Annotated in this window: 20 protein-coding genes; 12 read left to right on the top strand and 8 right to left on the bottom strand. The window is 46.2% G+C overall.

The genetic code is table 11. The features are described 5' to 3' along the window. Window positions 1–86 precede the first annotated feature (86 nt). The gene (locus HF312_13470; GenBank protein MCU7521224.1) at window positions 87–488 is read right to left on the bottom strand and encodes a response regulator; all 402 of its coding nucleotides are present in this window, start codon (window positions 486–488) and stop codon (window positions 87–89) included. 269 nt (window positions 489–757) lie between these two features. On the opposite strand from HF312_13470, the gene ybaK reads away from it, so the two are divergent. Continuing rightward, the gene (ybaK, locus tag HF312_13475; protein MCU7521225.1) at window positions 758–1,225 is read left to right on the top strand and encodes a Cys-tRNA(Pro) deacylase; all 468 of its coding nucleotides are present in this window, start codon (window positions 758–760) and stop codon (window positions 1,223–1,225) included. A gap of 40 nt (window positions 1,226–1,265) precedes the next feature. Here the strand turns inward: ybaK and HF312_13480 are convergent, their stop codons facing one another. Together HF312_13480 and HF312_13485 are read right to left on the bottom strand one after the other, a co-directional pair. After that, on the bottom strand, window positions 1,266–1,562 hold the full coding sequence (locus HF312_13480) for a hypothetical protein (GenBank protein MCU7521226.1): 297 nt from the start codon (window positions 1,560–1,562) through the stop codon (window positions 1,266–1,268). Window positions 1,563–1,785: 223 nt separating this feature from the next. After that, a complete protein-coding gene (locus HF312_13485; protein ID MCU7521227.1) occupies window positions 1,786–3,459 on the bottom strand; it encodes an AarF/ABC1/UbiB kinase family protein in 1,674 nt (557 codons plus the stop codon). 303 nt (window positions 3,460–3,762) lie between these two features. On the opposite strand from HF312_13485, the gene treZ reads away from it, so the two are divergent. Together treZ and HF312_13495 are read left to right on the top strand one after the other, a co-directional pair. After that, on the top strand, window positions 3,763–5,721 hold the full coding sequence (gene treZ / locus HF312_13490) for a malto-oligosyltrehalose trehalohydrolase (GenBank protein MCU7521228.1): 1,959 nt from the start codon (window positions 3,763–3,765) through the stop codon (window positions 5,719–5,721). A gap of 11 nt (window positions 5,722–5,732) precedes the next feature. Beyond that, the gene (locus HF312_13495) at window positions 5,733–7,772 is read left to right on the top strand and encodes a glycogen debranching protein (GenBank protein MCU7521229.1); all 2,040 of its coding nucleotides are present in this window, start codon (window positions 5,733–5,735) and stop codon (window positions 7,770–7,772) included. A 45-nt stretch (window positions 7,773–7,817) separates the two neighbouring features. On the opposite strand, the gene HF312_13500 is transcribed toward HF312_13495, so the two are convergent. Next, complete coding sequence (locus HF312_13500; protein ID MCU7521230.1) at window positions 7,818–8,660, bottom strand: 4Fe-4S ferredoxin; 843 nt, start codon at window positions 8,658–8,660, stop codon at window positions 7,818–7,820. 179 nt (window positions 8,661–8,839) lie between these two features. Here HF312_13500 and HF312_13505 point away from each other — a divergent pair, with 179 nt between their 5' ends. Beyond that, complete coding sequence (locus HF312_13505; GenBank protein ID MCU7521231.1) at window positions 8,840–9,100, top strand: GlsB/YeaQ/YmgE family stress response membrane protein; 261 nt, start codon at window positions 8,840–8,842, stop codon at window positions 9,098–9,100. A 228-nt stretch (window positions 9,101–9,328) separates the two neighbouring features. Next, a complete protein-coding gene (locus HF312_13510; GenBank protein ID MCU7521232.1) occupies window positions 9,329–11,029 on the top strand; it encodes a hypothetical protein in 1,701 nt (566 codons plus the stop codon). Window positions 11,030–11,092: 63 nt separating this feature from the next. Here the strand turns inward: HF312_13510 and HF312_13515 are convergent, their stop codons facing one another. Next, on the bottom strand, window positions 11,093–11,590 hold the full coding sequence (locus HF312_13515) for a hypothetical protein (GenBank protein MCU7521233.1): 498 nt from the start codon (window positions 11,588–11,590) through the stop codon (window positions 11,093–11,095). A 414-nt stretch (window positions 11,591–12,004) separates the two neighbouring features. Here HF312_13515 and HF312_13520 point away from each other — a divergent pair, with 414 nt between their 5' ends. Further along, window positions 12,005–12,259, top strand: a complete 255-nt coding sequence (locus HF312_13520) for a ribbon-helix-helix protein, CopG family (GenBank protein MCU7521234.1) — start codon at window positions 12,005–12,007, stop codon at window positions 12,257–12,259. Further along, entirely contained in the window at window positions 12,246–12,605 is a 360-nt protein-coding gene (locus HF312_13525; GenBank protein ID MCU7521235.1) for a type II toxin-antitoxin system PemK/MazF family toxin, read from the top strand. Before HF312_13520 ends, HF312_13525 begins: the two co-directional genes overlap by 14 nt. A 37-nt stretch (window positions 12,606–12,642) precedes the next feature. Here the strand turns inward: HF312_13525 and HF312_13530 are convergent, their stop codons facing one another. Further along, complete coding sequence (locus HF312_13530) at window positions 12,643–13,983, bottom strand: glycosyltransferase family 2 protein (protein ID MCU7521236.1); 1,341 nt, start codon at window positions 13,981–13,983, stop codon at window positions 12,643–12,645. Continuing rightward, window positions 13,980–14,891 (bottom strand): tRNA (adenosine(37)-N6)-dimethylallyltransferase MiaA, encoded by a 912-nt coding sequence (gene miaA / locus HF312_13535; GenBank protein ID MCU7521237.1) that lies wholly within the window; start codon window positions 14,889–14,891, stop codon window positions 13,980–13,982. Before miaA ends, HF312_13530 begins: the two co-directional genes overlap by 4 nt. Window positions 14,892–15,061: 170 nt before the next feature. On the opposite strand from miaA, the gene HF312_13540 reads away from it, so the two are divergent. The 5 genes from HF312_13540 (at window position 15,062) to HF312_13560 (ending at window position 17,256) form a co-directional block, all read left to right on the top strand. Then, complete coding sequence (locus HF312_13540; GenBank protein ID MCU7521238.1) at window positions 15,062–15,673, top strand: DNA-3-methyladenine glycosylase 2 family protein; 612 nt, start codon at window positions 15,062–15,064, stop codon at window positions 15,671–15,673. A gap of 84 nt (window positions 15,674–15,757) precedes the next feature. Beyond that, window positions 15,758–16,324: a sigma-70 family RNA polymerase sigma factor gene (locus tag HF312_13545; GenBank protein MCU7521239.1), complete on the top strand. Its 567-nt coding sequence runs from the start codon at window positions 15,758–15,760 to the stop codon at window positions 16,322–16,324. Next, complete coding sequence (locus tag HF312_13550) at window positions 16,314–16,550, top strand: zf-HC2 domain-containing protein (protein MCU7521240.1); 237 nt, start codon at window positions 16,314–16,316, stop codon at window positions 16,548–16,550. Before HF312_13545 ends, HF312_13550 begins: the two co-directional genes overlap by 11 nt. A 47-nt stretch (window positions 16,551–16,597) precedes the next feature. Then, complete coding sequence (locus HF312_13555; GenBank protein ID MCU7521241.1) at window positions 16,598–16,849, top strand: zinc ribbon domain-containing protein; 252 nt, start codon at window positions 16,598–16,600, stop codon at window positions 16,847–16,849. A 14-nt stretch (window positions 16,850–16,863) separates the two neighbouring features. Continuing rightward, window positions 16,864–17,256: a rhodanese-like domain-containing protein gene (locus HF312_13560; GenBank protein ID MCU7521242.1), complete on the top strand. Its 393-nt coding sequence runs from the start codon at window positions 16,864–16,866 to the stop codon at window positions 17,254–17,256. A gap of 47 nt (window positions 17,257–17,303) precedes the next feature. Here the strand turns inward: HF312_13560 and HF312_13565 are convergent, their stop codons facing one another. Next, window positions 17,304–17,864, bottom strand: a complete 561-nt coding sequence (locus HF312_13565; protein ID MCU7521243.1) for a hypothetical protein — start codon at window positions 17,862–17,864, stop codon at window positions 17,304–17,306. Between the last annotated feature and the right edge of the window lie 91 nt (window positions 17,865–17,955).

The following is a 17,955-nucleotide window of genomic DNA, read 5'->3' on the forward strand; positions in this document are numbered from 1 at the left end:
AAGAAAAGACAGTCTGAACTTCAAAAAAGGTGCAGTTCATCCTGTCTTAAAAATCTCTCTGTACAAAGTTTCTAAAAAAGTAAAAATCAGTTCAGGCGGATACCTGACTTTTCTTCCAGAGTCTTTACCAGAGTGTCCATGAGGACGTCGTTCTGAACCGGCTTTGTCAGAAATACATCTACGCCGGCACTATAGGCATTATCTTTATCTTTCTGAAATGCGTGAGCCGACAGGCCTACAACCGGAAGCGCGGAGTATTGAGGCATCTGTCTTATTTCCCTTGTAAGCTGCAGTCCGTCTTTTTTGCCGCGAAGGGATATATCCATAAGAATAATGTCGAAGCTGTTATTATTTAATTTTTCATAAAAAGTTTCTTCGGAATCGCAAATTTCCACGTCAAACTTTCTTTTTAAGAAGATCTGCAGAAACTTCTGGTTCTCAAAATCGTCTTCAACTACCAAAAGTCTGGGTTTTGAATTTTCATTCATTCTTAAATAATTCCTGACTTATATATAAAATCGGTTCTAATCCGTAGTTCTTAATACCGGAAACCTTTCTGCACATAGAGGGCCTCCCGTATTATTATCGAAACAAACAAGTATTAATTAACAGTAAACTTACATGCAAATTTAACTTTATTATAAAAACTTATCAATAGGTAATTATTTTATTGCAGCAGAGCCCAAAGAAGCCTTTAATAATTGAAAAACAGTATAATTTAAGATAATTTATGAATAAACAAAAAAATCTATTTAGTATGTCAAAGACAAATGCCGTCAGGATACTGGAATCTCACGGAGTGAAGCATTCCACAGTTTCCTATGATTATAATGAAGATGGTCTGGATGCCATAACGGTGGCCGATAAAATCGGGGCGGAACACGAATCGGTTTTCAAGACTTTGGTAGCCCGCGGCGATAAAACGGGCATAACTGTTTTCTGCATCCCTGCTAATGCGGAACTTGACCTGAAAAAAGCCGCCGTTGTAAGCGGCAATAAAAATATTGAGATGATAAAGGTAAAGGAACTCCTGCCGCTTACCGGATACATCAGGGGCGGATGCTCACCTATAGGAATGAAGAAAAGCTATCCTACATATATAGATGAAACAGCACAGATTTTTGATGATATCTATGTGAGTGCGGGCGTCCGGGGCACGCAGATTAAAATTAATCCCGTTGAACTTATAAAAGTTACAGGCGCTTTATTTGCCGACATTACATGAAAATTTCCCGGGCAGCAAAGGCATCCCGGGAATTCACTTCTTATTCCACTACCCTGAAAATCTCACGGTAGCCCGCCTCAGCCAGTGGAATAAATCTTTGGTACCATTGCTGGTACTTCTCATTAGAAAAAATTTTAGGAAGCGATTCTTCAAATTCAGTGATGTTTTTGTAGGAAGTTTCCAGTACAAGAGTGTAGTAAGTGCCTGTAAGATCGGTCAGCATCCTGTCGGGCAGGTGTCCTAAATTTCTTAAGGTTTCACTGCCTTCCCTCCAAAGCGCAAGAGCCTCTTTGGCCTTGCCGAACTTTAATCTGAAAATGTCACGAACAACTATCATAGATCTATCCTTTCAAAATAAAATCATGATGAAGATACTTCAGGATCTGCTCCTGAATATGACATGGCAGATGTAATAAAATATATAAGACAACCGGTCGGATATAAGGGCGCGATGAAATAAATGTATAAGACGGGAGAGTGATAAGCAAATGGAAAAATTTTTCTCTATAAATTAAGGAGGCTCAGGAGGAGGAGTAATCCTGAGCCTTAAAAGCTGTATGCTACCGGGGAGGCCTTCTTTTACCCCACTCATCTCTCATCAATATATTAATGACAAGTACGAATCCGAAAGCCGCCGCCGCAAGAAACATTATTATGGCTATGCCCGGGTAGCCTAAAATTGTAAAGGGGCTGTTGACCCTCATCATCAAGGCCGCACCGATAATAAGAGCACCGAGGACAATTCCCATGGCAATCCTGTTTGCAATTTTCTGCATGTTTTCCATGAGGCGCAGGTCGTCAATTGCGTCTATCTTCAGCTGGAAGCGGTTATTTGCAAGCGCGTCCATGAGTGAGTTCAGGCGCGAGGGAAACTTCTGCACGAGCTCGTTTACCTCCAGAAGCGAGCTGAATATGTTTCCCGGAGAAGCCTTTCTGAAGAAGTGGCGCCTGAGTATTGTATCCGCGTGCTCGCGAATGACTGCGTTCGGGTTAAATTCCGGGTCAAGCGTGCGCCCTATCTGATCCAGGTTCAAAAGTGTTTTTCCCAGCATGGTCAGTTCCGAAGGCGTCCTGATGCCGTTATTTGCTGCAATGCGGGTAAGTTCAACCACCACGCGGCCGACCTTAATCTGTTCTAATGTTGCGTCATGGCTTCTGGCAACAAATTCAGTAACCTCCTGCGTAAATTTCTCTTCATCAAAGTCGTGAAGCGGCGTCCCCAGGCCCTTACTGATCTCGGCAGCATCTTTTCCCCTGCCGTCACTGACATAAAGAAGAAGTTTAAGCAGGCTTTCCCTTACCTCCGGGTCCACACGGGCTACCATGCCGAGGTCGATGAGGGCAACCTTGTGGTCATCCGTAATAAAAACGTTTCCGGGGTGGGGATCGGCATGGAAAAATCCGTCAATTAAAACCTGGTCGAGATATGCCTCAAAAAGCTCGCGGGCAAGTTTTTTCCCGTCAAGGTCAATATAAGCCAGCGGGCTTAAAGATGTTACTTTTGTTCCCCTTACGAAATCCATTGTAAGGACTTTTGAGGAGGAATAGTCTTCAACAGGCTGAGGGACAATTATATCCGGGTAGCGTTCCAGGTTCTGCCCCAGTTTAATAAGGTTCTGCGCTTCCTGACGGTAGTCCAGCTCCTGAAGGAGGGCTTTCTTAAATTCGCCAAGTATATTCTGGAACGAATAGCGCCTGCCTGCATCAGTGTGGCGGTCGAGCGTATCGGCAATGTCGTTTAATGCCCCGAGGTCATGCAAAATGGTTTCCCTTATTCCGGGGCGCTGGACTTTTATGGCAACCGGGCGTCCGTCGCGCAGTTTGGCCTTGTGCACCTGTCCTAACGATGCTGCCGCCATAGGCTCAGGGTTAAATTCCATAAAGGCTTTTGAAATTCTTACACCCAGTTCATCCTGAACGATCTGTTCAACCTCTTCAAATGAAAAAGGTTTTACGTTATCCTGCAGGCGCGAAAGAGCGTCCAGGTAAGGCTGCGGCAGAAAGTCGGGCCGGGTCGAAAGAAGCTGCCCCAGTTTGATAAATGTAGGGCCCAGCTCCTCGAGGTCGCGCGCAAGCTGCTCCGGGTCCCCTTTTTTAATGTCTCCCGACACAATTTCATCTTCCAGCATCGTGTCGTCAGTGCCGGTTGTCTTTACAATGTCTTTGCTTCCGTATTTAACAAGCAGCATTGCTATATCTTTATATCTTTTCAGCTTTTCCGGTGAAAGGGAAATGGCCATGATCTGTCTCCTTGTGGTATATATTATCAATAAACCGAAGGAGCCCTTCAAATTCAAGGCGCTTTTAGGGTAGGTGGAAGACAAATATTAAATGCGCATTTCCACCCTTATTGGATTGACTTAAAAGGGTAAAAAGAATATTATATTTTAATCGCTTAAGGGATAGGCCAGTCATCATTGAACAAAACCTTCGTTTCAAAAAAACATACTATAGATTATGAATTGCTCCTGGCTTTGATCTGTCGAATGTGAATAAGATTTGTGTGAATAATAAAAGAAATTGAGAGGATTAAGGAAATGCCGGCAGACAAGATCAGGCAGCTTGAAGAACAGCATGCCATAAAAACCAGAAGGTATCCCATTGGAGCAGAGATTCAAAAGGACGGGGGTGTGCATTTCCGGCTTTGGGCACCGGATCATAAAAAGGCGGAGGTCGTCCTTGAAGAAGAGGGGCAGGCACAGGGCCGTTCTTACGGAATGACTTCAGAAGGCAACGGGTACTTTTCAGTGCTTGTGGAAAGAGCTAAGGAAGGAACACTTTACCGCTTCAGGATTGATAACGGTAAATATCTTCTTCCCGATCCTGCCAGCCGCTACCAGCCGGAAGGGCCTCACGGGCCTTCGCAGGTTGTTGATTCTGAAAAATTTCAGTGGGGCGACTCCCGCTGGAAAGGCTTGGAACCTAAAGGGCAGGTCATCTATGAGATGCATATCGGCACCTTTACACGCGAAGGGACTTATCTTTCGGCCGTTAAGGAATTAAAACACCTCAAAGAAATTGGCATTACAGTTTTGGAACTGATGCCGGTTGCAGAGTTTTCAGGAAATTTCGGCTGGGGCTATGACGGGGTCGACCTCTTTGCCCCGATGCATGTTTATGGAAAGCCGGATGACCTCAGGATTTTTATAGACCAGGCGCATAAAGAAGGACTTGGCGTCATACTGGACGTAGTCTATAACCACTTTGGGCCTGACGGGAATTACCTGAAAGAATTTACTTCCCATTATTTTACAGATAAATATAAAAATGAATGGGGTGAAGCAATAAATTTTGACGGGGAGAATTCTGCTCCGGTAAGGGAATTCTTTATTGCAAACGCCAGATACTGGGTTGACGAGTTCCACTTCGACGGACTCAGGCTGGATGCAACTCAGCAGATATTCGACGACTCTGAAACACATGTGCTTGCTGAAATAACAAAAACAGTAAGACTTGCCGGCAAAAACCGCAGGACGTTTATTGTTGCTGAAAACGAGCCCCAGAAGGCAAAGCTCGTAGAACCCCTTGAGAAAAAGGGCTACGGTATGGACTGCCTCTGGAATGACGACCTGCACCATAGCGCTATGGTTGCTCTCACAGGACACAATGAGGCCTACTATACGGATTACCTTGGAAAACCGCAGGAGTTTATTTCAGCTTTCAAGTACGGTTACCTCTATCAGGGGCAGTATTACAGGTGGCAGAAAAAACACCGCGGAACGCAGAGCTTCCACCTGAGGCCCGGGAACTTCTGTACTTTTATACAAAACCACGACCAGATTGCAAACTCCGGGCGCGGGCAGAGAATTCATGAACTGACCTCTCCCGGCAAATACAAGGCAATGACGGCTCTTTTCCTCCTTGCACCCGGAACACCAATGCTTTTCCAGGGACAGGAATTTGCCTCTTCAAACCCGTTCTATTATTTCGCGGACCACAATAAGGAACTGGCACAGAAGGTCGCAGAAGGACGCTCGGAATTCCTGGCTCAGTTCCCCAGCCTTGCCACGCCTGAGATGCAGTGGTGCCTTCCCGATCCGGCAAGCCAAAGAACATTTGAACGCTCAAAGATCGACTTCGCCGAAAGGCAGAGCCATGCCGCAATTTATAAAATGCACAGGGACCTTCTGACGTTAAGACGTGAGGACCCTGTCCTAAGCCGCCAGGAACGCCGGATGATGGATGGCGCTGTACTGGCCGATGAAGCTTTTCTGCTGAGATTTTTTGATGATGATGGCAGCGACAGGCTTTTAATTGTAAATCTTGGACGGGATATTGAGCTTATAATTGTACCCGAGCCCCTGCTTGCACCTCCTGAAGGGAGAATCTGGAAGACACTTTGGGCAAGCGAAAAACCAGAATACGGTGGCTGCGGAAGCCCCGACGTTCAGGCAGAAGGCGCCTGGAGAATACAGGGGCATGCGGCTGTGCTTTTAATGGCAAAGAAAGTTGAAAATCCATCTGAAACCAAAAAAAGTAAAAGTGAAGAACAGTAAAGAGGGAGAAAATGAATATACTAGTGCGCTCACTGCCCTGGAAGAAAGAAAAAGACGGAAGCCTGGAGCCGCTGCTGACACGCGAATGGCTCGTGTCAAACGGCCTCGGGGGCTACGCCTCAGGAAGCATCTCGGGAGTGGTTACAAGGCGTTATCATGGTCTTTTAATCTCTGCACTGCCCGCGCCGCACGGGCGCATGGTAATGCTGAACCACCTCTCAGAACAGATTCTTTTCCCCGACGGCACAAAGGTCCAGCTGGGCTCAGAGGAAAGGGCCGAGAGCGTGCTCGAAATCCCGGGAGCGGGGCACCTTGCCGAATTCCGCCTCGACCAGGGACTCCCGGTCTGGAAATTTGAAATAAACGGAGTTACTCTGGAAAAAACCCTCCTTATGCCTCATATGCAGAATACGGTTCACGTAAACTACAGGATTACCTCGGGCCAGGGCCCCGTTACACTGCTGGTGCGACCTTCAATGCACTTCAGGCCGCATGAGGCTGCTGTAAGCGAAGAGCTCCATAAGCCTTATGTCCTTACAGTAATAAACGACCGCTTCGAGGTCTCGGCCGGAACGGACCTTCCCTCTTTAAGAATGCTTCTCTACGGCGAAAGAGCAACACTTACTTCGGACAAAGGAAGTGTAAGAGAGCTCTTCTACAGAATAGAGGCCGAACGCGGCTATGATTCGAGAGGACTGCTCTGGAGCCCGGGATACTTTTCAACCGAGCTCGACGGCACCCACGACGCAACACTGGTGGCATCAACCGAATCGTGGCAGACAATACTTGCACTCCAGCCTAAGGAAGCTATGGATGCCGAAAAAGAAAGAAGAAGAAGACTGATATCTGCGGCCTGCCCTGAGACGGAAGATCATGAGATATCGGAGTTTGTGCTTGCTGCAGACCAGTTTATTATTACACCCGCTGGCCGCGTTGAAGATGCCGCGCGTGCGCGTGCCTCTGGCGACGAGGTAAGAACGGTTATAGCAGGCTACCACTGGTTTACAGACTGGGGGCGCGACACCATGATAAGCCTTGAGGGCCTGACACTTGCTACGGGCCGCCATAATGAGGCGGGATGGATATTAAGGACATTTGCACATTACGTAAAAGACGGACTTATCCCAAACATGTTCCCCGAAGGAGAAAAGCAGGGCCTTTATCATACGGCTGATGCAACACTGTGGTTTTTCCACGCTCTCGACAGATACCTTAACCTTACAGGCGACAGAGAAACACTCAGACTCATACTTCCAAAACTTAAAAGCATCATCGACTACCACATACGCGGCACTAGATTTAATATTGGCGTTGATCCAAAGGACGGGCTTTTAAGACAGGGACAGGAAGGCTATCAGCTGACATGGATGGATGCAAAGGTTGAGGACTGGGTGGTAACGCCAAGGCGCGGTAAGGCTGTTGAAATAAATGCCCTCTGGTATAATGCACTCTGCCTCATGGAAGGATGGCTGTCTGAGGAAGAAGGAGATGAGTCGGCAGGACAGGTTAGAGAACATTCGCAGCGTGTCAGGGAGTCATTCAATAAGCGCTTCTGGTACGAGCCGGGGGGATATCTTTATGACGTTGTAGACGGTGAAAAAGGCGACGACTCCTCCTGCCGGCCGAACCAGGTCTTTGCAATTTCACTTCCAAACCCAGTGCTTAACCGGGATAAGTGGGAACCTGTAATGCAGGTGGTTCAGGAGAGGCTCCTTACCCCAATGGGCCTGAGATCCCTGGCGCCGGGCAATCCTGACTATAAAGCAAAATATTTCGGTGATCTGAGGGCGCGTGATGCCGCCTACCACCAGGGGACTGTCTGGGCATGGCTCATCGGGCCTTTTATTGATGCATGGCTGAAACTAAATGACAACGATACCAAAGGAGCCCGCAGATTTTTAGAAGGGTTTAATCACCACCTTAACGAAGCCTGCATAGGATCAATAAGCGAGATCTTTGATGCCGAGCAGCCATTTACCCCCAGAGGCTGCATAGCACAGGCCTGGAGCGTGGCCGAGGTCTTGAGATGCCTCGTTAAGACAAGAGATTAAATCATTTCTCCAGGGGCGCACCGCCGTGCGCCCGGACGATTTAAATTAAACTTCCCTTTCCAGAATCTTCTCCCCCTGAATATTCAGGACTATAACATTTACCGGCAATTCCCTGCCTGAGAGTGCAACCGCCTGCTGGGCAAGCTGCAAAAGACCCCGGCAGCAGGGCACTTCCATAATTAAAACGGTAATGGACCTGATACCCGAGTCTTCAATCATCATCTGAAGCTTCTTAAGATAAATGTCTTTTCCCTGATCGAGCTTCGGGCATGCAATGGCAAGGGTCTTGCCGTCAAGATAATCCTGATGAAAATCCCCGGCGGCAAATGCCGTACAGTCGGCTGCCAGGAGCACGTCGGCATTGTTAAAATATGAGGCAGAAGGATTTAAGAGATGAAGCTGAACGGGCCACTGCCTGAGAAGGGATTCCCTTGCCGGAGAATTTTCCTTTTTCCTTTCCTGCGGCCTTTTAATTTCAAGCGTGCGCGAACCGGGGCACCCTGCGTGATGCGGATGGCTTCCGCCGGCCGTGAGTTCTGCGGGCACTTCAATACCGTTTTCCCTCAGGTATTCAATTGCTTCTTTAAGGTAGCCCAGTTCATTGTGCTCTTTCATGTGCGTGAGGTGGGCTAAAATGACATTCCTTCCCCCTTTTACAATGTAATCCATTACCTTCTTCTCATCGTAGGCTTCAGCTTCCCTTTCCTCAATTTCAATTGCTCCCTGCGGGCAGTGCCCAAGGCATGCACCCAGTCCGTCACAGAACAGGTCACTTATAAGTCGCGCCTTGCCGTCAATTAACTGCAGGGCTCCTTCGGCGCAGTTAGGAATGCAAACTCCGCAGCCGTCGCAGAGGTCCTCGTCTATTTTAACTACTTTTCTTTTCATTTTATTTTCCGGAAAATTGGTTTAATCTTATCAGATTTTATAGTCCGAAAATACTTCTTTTCCCCGATCAAATCAAGCAAATTAGTAAGGCCTGCCTGTACCCCGGAAGTGCACTTAAAAATAATTGAATGTGAATGAGGTGGTGAGTAAAATAATTTTATAGACAGAAAGAGGGAAATATGATTCAACTAATAGGAGCAATAATTATAGGCGGAATTGCGGGTGGCATCGCAAAGCTTCTGATGCCGGGAAAAGATCCGGGTGGATGCGTAATTACGGTAATTCTTGGCATTGTGGGAGCCGTTGTTGCAACATACCTTGGCAGAATGCTGGGCCTCTATCGCCCCGGGGAGTCGGCAGGGTTCATCGGGGCAGTAGTCGGCGCCGTAATAGTACTTGCAGTCTACAGAATGATCGTAGGCCGGAGGAAGATGTTATAGACATTTTGCCTTACATCTTATTCCTGAAAAATAATTTATAATCTGCCCCCGCCAATTTTGCGCCGCGGGCAGATTTTTTCCTTCCTGTCAACCCTTCCCTTCCCCATTAATATCGGTCTTGAAATTTATTCCATTTGTTATTCATTGAAAGGAAACATATAAGCTGGCTTTTTCAGGGGGCCTCCGGGTTTTTTATACTTATATGCTTTATAAATGAAAGGAGAAAAAATGAATAAATTAAAAATCTATAAACTGCTCTTCTTCTGGATGATAGCTGCGGCTGTGCTGCCGGTGTTGTCTTTTGCGCAGGACGTTCAGGACGCGGGCGTGGCCCCTACTCAGCAGGTGGCTGTAATGCCGGGTGCAGGCAATTATATTGTCGGCATTATTGCGGGAGTCATTCTTGCAGTGGCTTTCCAGCTGATACTGACAAATCTTTCAGTTGCCTCGGGACTTACAATGCTGAGCACTGTGACCGGCGGGAAAAAAGGCGGTAAGAATGTGCACGTTTCCCATAGCGACGATTCCCCTTCTGTTAACGAAAGCATACGCACAATTAGCAGCGCTTTCGGTATCTGGACGCTCCTGACGGCAAGCATAGCGCTTTTCTTTGCCAGCTGGCTGGCTACGGAACTCAGCCTTACTTCCAACAGAACCGTGGGTATGGTGCTTGGACTCGTTATCTGGGGTCTTTTTTATGTGGCTATGATGACAATAGAAGTCAGCGCCGTTTCCTCTTTGGTTGGCTCACTGGTAAGGCTTGCTGCAACGGGACTGAGGACTGCGTATAACATGACGGCATCAATTTTCTCAAAATCGGACGAAGATAAAGTTGCCGATACGGCAGCCAAGGTTGCCGGGGCGGTCCGCGAAGAGATCTTTGGGGACACGGATGCAGACGACCTGAAGAAAACGATACAAAACTACGTCAATCAGTTAAAGCCCCAGAGAATAGATCCCGGGCAGATGGCAATGGAATTTGCTAAGATGCTGGACCACACAGAGATACGCGCAATTCAGGACCACAGCACTCCATTTCTCGATACCGATACTCTTGTTGCAACATTAAGGACTCACGGCTACACCGATGAAGATGCACGCCCCGTAGCAGAAAAGTTCTCGAACGCTTTTTCAAAAATAAAGGAAGAAGCAAAGTCTGATAAGGATACCGCTTCAAAAGTAGCCGATTCGGCGCTTCAGATGTCGGGCATGTCAAAAGAAGAAGCCGAGAGAACACGCATGCAGTTTGAGGACTATCTGAGGAGCACGAATAAAGAGGAGCTTAATCCCGATGCTATAAAAAGGGACCTGGAAAGACTCTTCACAGACCCTAAAGGTGCTGCTGATTCACTTAAAAACCGCCTGAGCCATATTGACCGCCAGGATGTTGCCCGGGTTATAGCCCAGAGGCAGGATATAAGCCAGGAAGAGGCCGAAAGAATGGTTGATAAAGTTTATATGGTAATAGAACAGATCACAAATAAAACTTCGGATGTTAAGGACGGCATCGTAAACAAGCTCAGGAATTACATGAACTCTCTCGGACGCCCGGAACTGCAGTATGAAGGCGTGGCCCACGATGTGGAAAAACTCTTCCACGATCCCAAGGCCGGCGCTGAAGCCCTGGCAAACAGGGTGAAATCCATGGACAGGGATTCCATCAAGGCCATAATTGCTTCAAGACGGGATATTTCGGACGAGGATGCAGAAAGGATAGTAAGCAAAATTGAAAGTGCACGCGACAGCTTCCTGATGAAAATAGACCAGATGAAGCATGAAATAGAGCGCCGTGTGGATATGGCAAAACAGGAAACCGTCCATCAGGCAGATGAGGTCCGTAAGACCGCTTCAACTGCAGCCTGGTGGGCCTTCGGGACAGCTGTCGTTTCCGGCATTGCAGCAGCCGTAGGCGGAATGGTGGGCGTTTAAGGCTCCTCGGGAAATGAGAGAAAAAAAGCCGCACTGAAACATGTGCGGCTTTTTTTATTAAACTTAGTTTAAAGAGGCGATCTCTTCTACAGCAACCAGGCGCGGGTAGCTGAACCTGATCCTGAAACCTTCCATCAGGTCTGCCAGTGCCTGCGCGTCCATGCCGTAGACGTCAGGGAGCATTTCTTTTTTCCCGATCAGGTTTTCAACGTTGACGTAAGTACGTTTCTTCTTATCAAAGGAATAGATGACGGTTTTTTTATGGTAACGCTTTGCGGCCTCAAAGTTTTCAACCTCACTCCACCTTATTTTAATTGTCTGAAACATGCTGCGGATTGTAAAGCCGTATTTATCGAGCTTTAAGTACGACTGGTTTGGCAGGACCGGAATAAAAGAAGCAATAGCGGCAAATCCGAAAACAACGGCTATTATCCAGCCAACTGTAGAGTGTGTCTGCATGACGAGCTTGAGGCCGAACAAAGTAAAAACTATAGCACTGATAAGTGATCTGAAATATTTCGATCTTCTTGAACGCAAAACAATTTCCCTGTTATAATCCATATCTTCTCCTTTATAATAATATCTCTTCTTTGAGAGTATAAAAGTAACGGCAGATGGAGCAGGTCCATCTATAACTTAAAACCCTCTGTTAACATAAAATCTTTACTGAAGTCCCGTTCCGGAATGCAAAACTGCGGCTTCCAGTCTTAGCGGCCCCTCAGCGGCATAAACATAATCTTCGGCAAAAATACTTCTTTAGGCATTAAAAAAACAAGGCCCCAGGAGGGCAAAAAACTTTGGACATTCCGGAGTAGATGAAGCCCCCAAGGAATTAATCCTCAAAATCAAAATTGTGATACATAATGTGCTTGAAATTGTATCAAAAAATACACATAATTGTGTGTCTGGTAATGTGCGGACTGCCTCTGTAGGCACGCAAAAGGACCGGTAATCTTAAAAGATCAGGAGAAAACAATGGGGAAAATGGCGGCAAAGGGGCATAGGATCAGTTTCTATATTCCTGAAGACATGTCAAAGCGGGTTACGAATGCAGCTAATGAGAAGCATCAGACCCTGAGTGACTTTGCCAGGGATGCGATTCAAAAAGCAATTGAAGCCGCTGAAGAAGCAAAGCTGGATCAGCAGCTCATAGAAGGATATAAGGCTAATTATCAATATTATAAAAATGAGGCAAAGGCCTGGGAGAATATTGAGCGTGAATTACCTTAGTATCTCAAGGGGCGATGTAGTCGATATCAATCTGGAGCCAACGCTTGGTTCTGAAATAGGAAAAGTACGTCCGGGCGTTGTAGTGCAGAATAATCGTGGCAATCAGTTCAGCCCAATTACAATTATTGCAGCCATAACAGGTGCAGAACATATTCGTGCGCCTCTTCCGGTTATGGTATTTATACCTGCCGGTCAGGGAGGACTGATGAAAGACAGCTATGTTGACTGTGGTCAGATCAGATCTGTGGATAAAGAGTCCCGTATAGTCAAAAAAAGAGGAACTCTTGACGAGGCCGCAATGGCCGAAATCGACAGAGCCCTGAAAATATCGCTTGCGCTGAAATAAGCCTTTCCCCCAGGCTTTGGTCCTGATGCCTGTTCCTTCAGGCAATTTCTCTCAGTTTTTCAAGATACTGAATCTGTACTTCAAAGGGCGGAATTGCTCCTTTTTCCCTTTCAGCCTGAAAATGAATTCCCATGCGGCTGAACACCTCATCCAAAGCATCAAACATATTATCCGGCGGAAAACCGTTATCCCTCAGAAAGTGGATTAGTTTGAGCGTTCTGAAGCCGTCGAACCAGAGCTTCTTCTGACGGCTGATCTGAACGCCGCTTTTTGAATTCGCAAGGATCTTCTTCCAGTCACGCGAGAAATTCTGCTCTTCTAAAAAACTTCGCATTGAAGGATGGATCTCTCCGGCTTTATCCAGATAATACCCGGCATCATAAACTTCAGAAGAATTAAATACTCTCAGCCAGTCTTTTAATACATAAAAAGATTCAGGTGAATAAAGCTGATATTCATCGTGACTATGTGAGATAAACCTGTTCACCCTCTGCCCCGTTCCGAACGGTACCCGCCAGGATCCCCTGCCTGAAGGATAAACAGTTGTAGAATCTATTTTATGGATTTCCGTATTCTTCGAAAGCTTTTCCATAAAATAGAAGTCCTCTGCTGCCTTGCGCTTATTCATCCCTTCAATTTTTATGTAGCTTTCATAACTGCAGGCCATTGTTGAACCGATCGTATGAAAGCCATATGGAGAACCGGCAGCCTGAAGTCCAAGGACATAATACCTTAAAAATATTTCGTAGCAGATTATAGCAAGCGTTGATTCATCTGGTGTACCTGATGTGATGGTATGCCTGAAGTTTACGTATGCCGCATGCAGTTTATTTTTACTGAAAGCCTCATAAAGAGAAGTGATGTAATTTTTCTCTACCGTGCAGTCGGCATCCAGGCAGGCAATGGCGTTTTTTTTAGTGCTGTAGCTGAAAGCGGAAAGAGTAAGATCCATACCTATTTTTCTTGCAAGCCCCACACCGCCATCCTTTTCCGGAAGCTCCAGCCCTTTTGAGGATGCGTCAACAAACGCAAGCTTAAGCCCTGAATGGGTGACTTTGTCCACAACAGGGTCCTCTGGGTTTCGTAGAGAAATAATATTCCTTAAGAGTTCAAGAGATAGCCCGTTATCCAGGTAAACTTCTTCTGAAGCTCTAGCGGTATTGTTTATTACAAACACTATAAGAGTGTGCCTGAAATACTTCGGGTCGTTTTCGGCTAGAGAGGAAAGAAGCTTCCTGATATTATTATATTCCTGTATTGCTGGAATAACTATTGCAAGATGGATATCATCTGCAGTTGAACATTCAAGTTTCCACCCCTCAAGTGAATACTTTGAAAGATAGCGTTTTACTTCTTCGGGTAAGATGTTCTCAGTCATGATCTATAAATATGCTGTTCAATAATGAGGCAGGCCTTCTCAAAGTCGGGGCCCTCGATCCAGTTGATCTTTACGCCTTCACGCTCCATTTTCCTGAACCATGTCATCTGACGTTTGGCGAATGCGTGTATGGCAGAGTTAAGCTTCTGGTACATGTCGTTATAGTTAAGGCTCCCTTTAAGGTACTGCCCTATAAACCTGTACTCAAGGCCGAAGAAGTCCAGCTTTTCAAAGCTTACCCCGCTTTCAACGAGGCTTTTAACCTCATCTATCATCCCCTCCTGAAGCCTCGTCTTAAGGCGCCGGGTAATCCTGTCCTTAACTACCTTCCGCTCCAGATAAACTCCAATTACAAGGGGATCAATTTTTGCTTTGGGCGCTGAACTGACTGTCAGCTTATTTTCAGCAATTCTTAAAGCGTCAATTAACCTTCTTTTATCCAGCAGGTCTGTAGTGTTGTGAACCATAGGGTTTACCGTAAGAAGCCTCATCTGAAGCTCCTGAAGAGTAAGCGCATCAAGCTCCTTCAGGTACTCTTCATTATCAAGGGCTTCTTTCATATTATAGGACCTGAGAACGGCATCCAGGTAAAGCGCCGTGCCGCCGGCAAGAAAAGGGATTTTACCTCTGGAAGTAATCTCACCAAAAGTCGCATAAAAGAATTCCAGGAAGCGGTAGAGGTTGAATTCCTCCTTCGGATCTGCTATGTCTATCAGGTGATAAGGTATTTTCTTTCCGTCAACAATATAATCCTGAAGGTCCTTTCCCGTCCCGATGTCCATTCCTTTATAGACCTGTCTGGAATCGGCAGAGATTATCTCCCCGTTATATTTCTGGGCAAGCCTTGCGGCAAGCTGCGTCTTTCCTGTGGCGGTGGGCCCAAGTATTGTGATAAGGTTCATTAGAATAGCTTCATTATTAAAACGTAAAATCCAAGCCAAAGGTAAGAACTAAAGCTAAAAGTAAAAAGGATAAAATATAAAATGGCGGCGGCCCGGGGATTAGTAAATTTGGCAATGAAAATTAAGCCGGGAATTCTTAACTTTGCTGCAATATAAAATTGAAAGGATCGGACTGAATGGAGAATGACGAAATTATAAGCGGAATTCGTTACTTATCGCGTAAGGATAAATGCCTGGCCGGAATAATTAAAAAAGCAGGACCCTGTACGCTTAAGGCACACAGGAACTACTACTACTCACTTCTTGAGAGCATCATCGGGCAGCAGCTTTCAATGAAGGTGGCACAGGTTATAATAGGCCGCTTTATGGATTATTACAAGGATACACCGAGGCCTGAACTTATTCTGGAAACGGACGACCAGGTTTTGAGATCCCTCGGGCTTTCAAACGCTAAGGTGAAATATGTAAAGGACCTTTCAGAGAAGCTTTTAAGCGGAGAGGTCAGCCTTAAGAACATAAATAAAAAAAGCGACGAGGAGATAATTGAGGAGCTTACAAAGGTCAAGGGAATAGGCATCTGGACTGCCCACATGTTCCTCATCTTTACGCTCTGCCGCATGAATGTGCTTCCTACGGGGGACCTTGGCATTAAACGCGCAATTATGTTAAATTACAATCTGGGGACCATGCCCGATGAGGAAATGATCAGGCAGATAGCCCAGGAAAACAAGTGGCACCCCTACAGCACTCTTGCAAGCTGGTACCTGTGGAAAAGCCTGGAATTCTGAGATTCCAAAGGTCTTTTTTGTTGAGTAACGGCCATAATTTGTTTAATTTTTTGAATCTTTTTACACGACACGGCATCATACTAAATGGAAGAAAATGAACTTATAGAGCGGGCACAGAATGGAGACAGCAGGGCTCTTTCGGAGCTCGTTAAAAAATACGAGCAGACCGTCTTTAACTTTGCTTTTAAGATCTGCCGCAACCGCGAGCGCGCCGAACACACGATGCAGGAAACTTTCCTGAGCATGGTTAAAAACCTGCACCAGTTTGACAAAAAAAGCAAACTCTCAACCTGGCTTTATACCATAGTCTCAAATAACTGCCTCATGCTCGCACGTTCAGATAAACGCCACAGCTACACTTCCTTCGACGACGATGAGAGCTTTATCGACGAAGGGGCAATTGCAGACTGGTCGGTTACTCCCGACAAAACAGTTGAAAACGAGGAGTTAAGGCAAATACTGGACGAATCTATTCAGAAGCTTCCCCCTGACTACAGGGTTGTATTTCTCTTAAGGGACGTTGAGGGACTCTCAACCGAGGAGACGGGTAAAATAGCAAAACTGTCCGTGCCCGCAGTCAAATCGAGGCTGCACAGGGCGAGGGCATTTTTAAGAAACGAAATAAACAAGAGACTGCAAGATGGAAAATAACAAAGTTACGTGCAAAGAGGTAATGAATCACATCTGTGATAACCTGGGCGAGGAGCTCAATTCTCCAAGGTGCCTGGAAATAAAAGAACACCTGGAAAATTGCGGGTCATGCCGGAACTATTTCAACTCAGTTGAAACTACAGTAAATTTCTACAAGAAGTATAACGTAAAGCTTTCTGATGACGCCCATGAAAGGTTGCTCTCGTTCCTTGGGCTTAAGGAATAGGCTGCTCAAACAAAACAGTATTATTATGAATAAATATGGAGATGAATATGCCGGTATTTGAATATCGCTGCAGGGAATGTAACACAAAGTTCGATGTTCTGCACAAGTCACATAACAGTCAGGAAGAAGTTGTCTGCCCCAGGTGCAAATCCAAAGACAATAAGAAGCTCCTGTCATCTTTCAGCGCTTCAGTCTCTTCGGGCAGCCACGAGCATTCATTCGGCGGCTGTGAACATGGAAGCTGCGGCATGGCCGATTCCCTGGGCGGATGCCCCTCAGGCATGTGCGGGCTTAACTAATGAAAGGAGAAAAAGTGAGAAGATATAGAATATTTACAGCCATGCTTGCACTGGTTCTGTTTTATGGTGTGGGCTGCGCGCAGGAAAAAGAAATGGATTCTGCAACGAAGAGTGATATTACCGTTCAGCAGTTAAAAGAAAAAATGAAAAACGACACTTCCCTCGTCGTACTGGACGTTCGTACGCCCGAAGAACTTAAAGGCCCCTTGGGAAAAATTGACGGCGCGGTAAATATCCCCGTCGATCAGCTTGAGGAGAGGATCGCAGAAGTCGAAAAGCTTAAAGGAAAAGATATTGCCGTAATCTGCCGCTCGGGCCACCGCTCAAAAAGAGCGCAGGCAGTCCTGTACAAGCACGGGATAAAAGCCCTGAACGTCCTTGGCGGAATGACCGAATACAGGAAATAAAAGCATGATTCAAAAACCCCTGTTCAGAAAAACAGGGGTTTGTTGTCTTAAAACCACACGGTAAAGCCTACATTAAACGCCACCTGGTTGTATCCGTAGCGCGAGGAGGCGCCTGAGGGGTTCAGAGAGACCTGAAGGTATTCAAGCCCCAGATTCAGATTGCCGTTTCCAACAACATTTAACTTTACTCCTCCCCTTAAACCCCAGGTGAAGCCGCTTCTTGTCTCGCCGTCGGATGCGGATGCAAGCCCTAAGAGCGCCTCAACAAAAGGATAGGCTATGCTTCCTGTGCGGAAATTGTATGATGGAGCAAGTAAAAACAGAAGCGATGTGTTCCCTTCCACTGTTGTAATGCCGAAGGGGTTAAAGCCAAGCTCAAAGCCGTCGGTAAAAAAATATCCCACATAAGGCTGCAGTGAAAATACGGTGGTGGTGCCCCCTGTATTTCCATTTGTTACATTTGTGGTGCTCTGGAATGTGAGACCTCCGCCTAACTCAACTACGCCCGGTGAGGCAAACCCGCCCCCATAACGCTGCGCGTGAGTAAGTGAAGAAGAAAAAAAGAAAATTACAAGAAGAGCTGCAAAGAACAATTTATTAAATGACATGATTCCTCCTTTATTCATAAAAGTATTATTTGATTGTACATAAAAGGGGGGACCGTGTCAATGTAGAAAGTTTCAGGTGTATAAGGCAGGC

The sequence above is a fragment of the Ignavibacteria bacterium genome, assembly GCA_025612375.1.
In the GTDB taxonomy this organism is placed as follows: domain Bacteria; phylum Bacteroidota; class Ignavibacteria; order Ignavibacteriales; family SURF-24; genus JAAXKN01.

Excerpts from the sequence above, each read along its gene's own strand:
- HF312_13470 (MCU7521224.1), bottom strand. The coding sequence starts at position 488 with ATGAATGAAAATTCAAAACCCAGACTTTTGGTAGTTGAAGACGATTTT.
- ybaK (MCU7521225.1), top strand. The coding sequence starts at position 758 with ATGTCAAAGACAAATGCCGTCAGGATACTGGAATCTCACGGAGTGAAG.
- HF312_13480 (MCU7521226.1), bottom strand. The coding sequence starts at position 1,562 with ATGATAGTTGTTCGTGACATTTTCAGATTAAAGTTCGGCAAGGCCAAA.
- treZ (MCU7521228.1), top strand. The coding sequence starts at position 3,763 with ATGCCGGCAGACAAGATCAGGCAGCTTGAAGAACAGCATGCCATAAAA.
- HF312_13495 (MCU7521229.1), top strand. The coding sequence starts at position 5,733 with ATGAATATACTAGTGCGCTCACTGCCCTGGAAGAAAGAAAAAGACGGA.
- HF312_13500 (MCU7521230.1), bottom strand. The coding sequence starts at position 8,660 with ATGAAAAGAAAAGTAGTTAAAATAGACGAGGACCTCTGCGACGGCTGC.
- HF312_13505 (MCU7521231.1), top strand. The coding sequence starts at position 8,840 with ATGATTCAACTAATAGGAGCAATAATTATAGGCGGAATTGCGGGTGGC.
- HF312_13510 (MCU7521232.1), top strand. The coding sequence starts at position 9,329 with ATGAATAAATTAAAAATCTATAAACTGCTCTTCTTCTGGATGATAGCT.
- HF312_13515 (MCU7521233.1), bottom strand. The coding sequence starts at position 11,590 with ATGGATTATAACAGGGAAATTGTTTTGCGTTCAAGAAGATCGAAATAT.
- HF312_13520 (MCU7521234.1), top strand. The coding sequence starts at position 12,005 with ATGGGGAAAATGGCGGCAAAGGGGCATAGGATCAGTTTCTATATTCCT.
- HF312_13530 (MCU7521236.1), bottom strand. The coding sequence starts at position 13,983 with ATGACTGAGAACATCTTACCCGAAGAAGTAAAACGCTATCTTTCAAAG.
- HF312_13540 (MCU7521238.1), top strand. The coding sequence starts at position 15,062 with ATGGAGAATGACGAAATTATAAGCGGAATTCGTTACTTATCGCGTAAG.
- HF312_13545 (MCU7521239.1), top strand. The coding sequence starts at position 15,758 with ATGGAAGAAAATGAACTTATAGAGCGGGCACAGAATGGAGACAGCAGG.
- HF312_13550 (MCU7521240.1), top strand. The coding sequence starts at position 16,314 with ATGGAAAATAACAAAGTTACGTGCAAAGAGGTAATGAATCACATCTGT.
- HF312_13555 (MCU7521241.1), top strand. The coding sequence starts at position 16,598 with ATGCCGGTATTTGAATATCGCTGCAGGGAATGTAACACAAAGTTCGAT.
- HF312_13565 (MCU7521243.1), bottom strand. The coding sequence starts at position 17,864 with ATGTCATTTAATAAATTGTTCTTTGCAGCTCTTCTTGTAATTTTCTTT.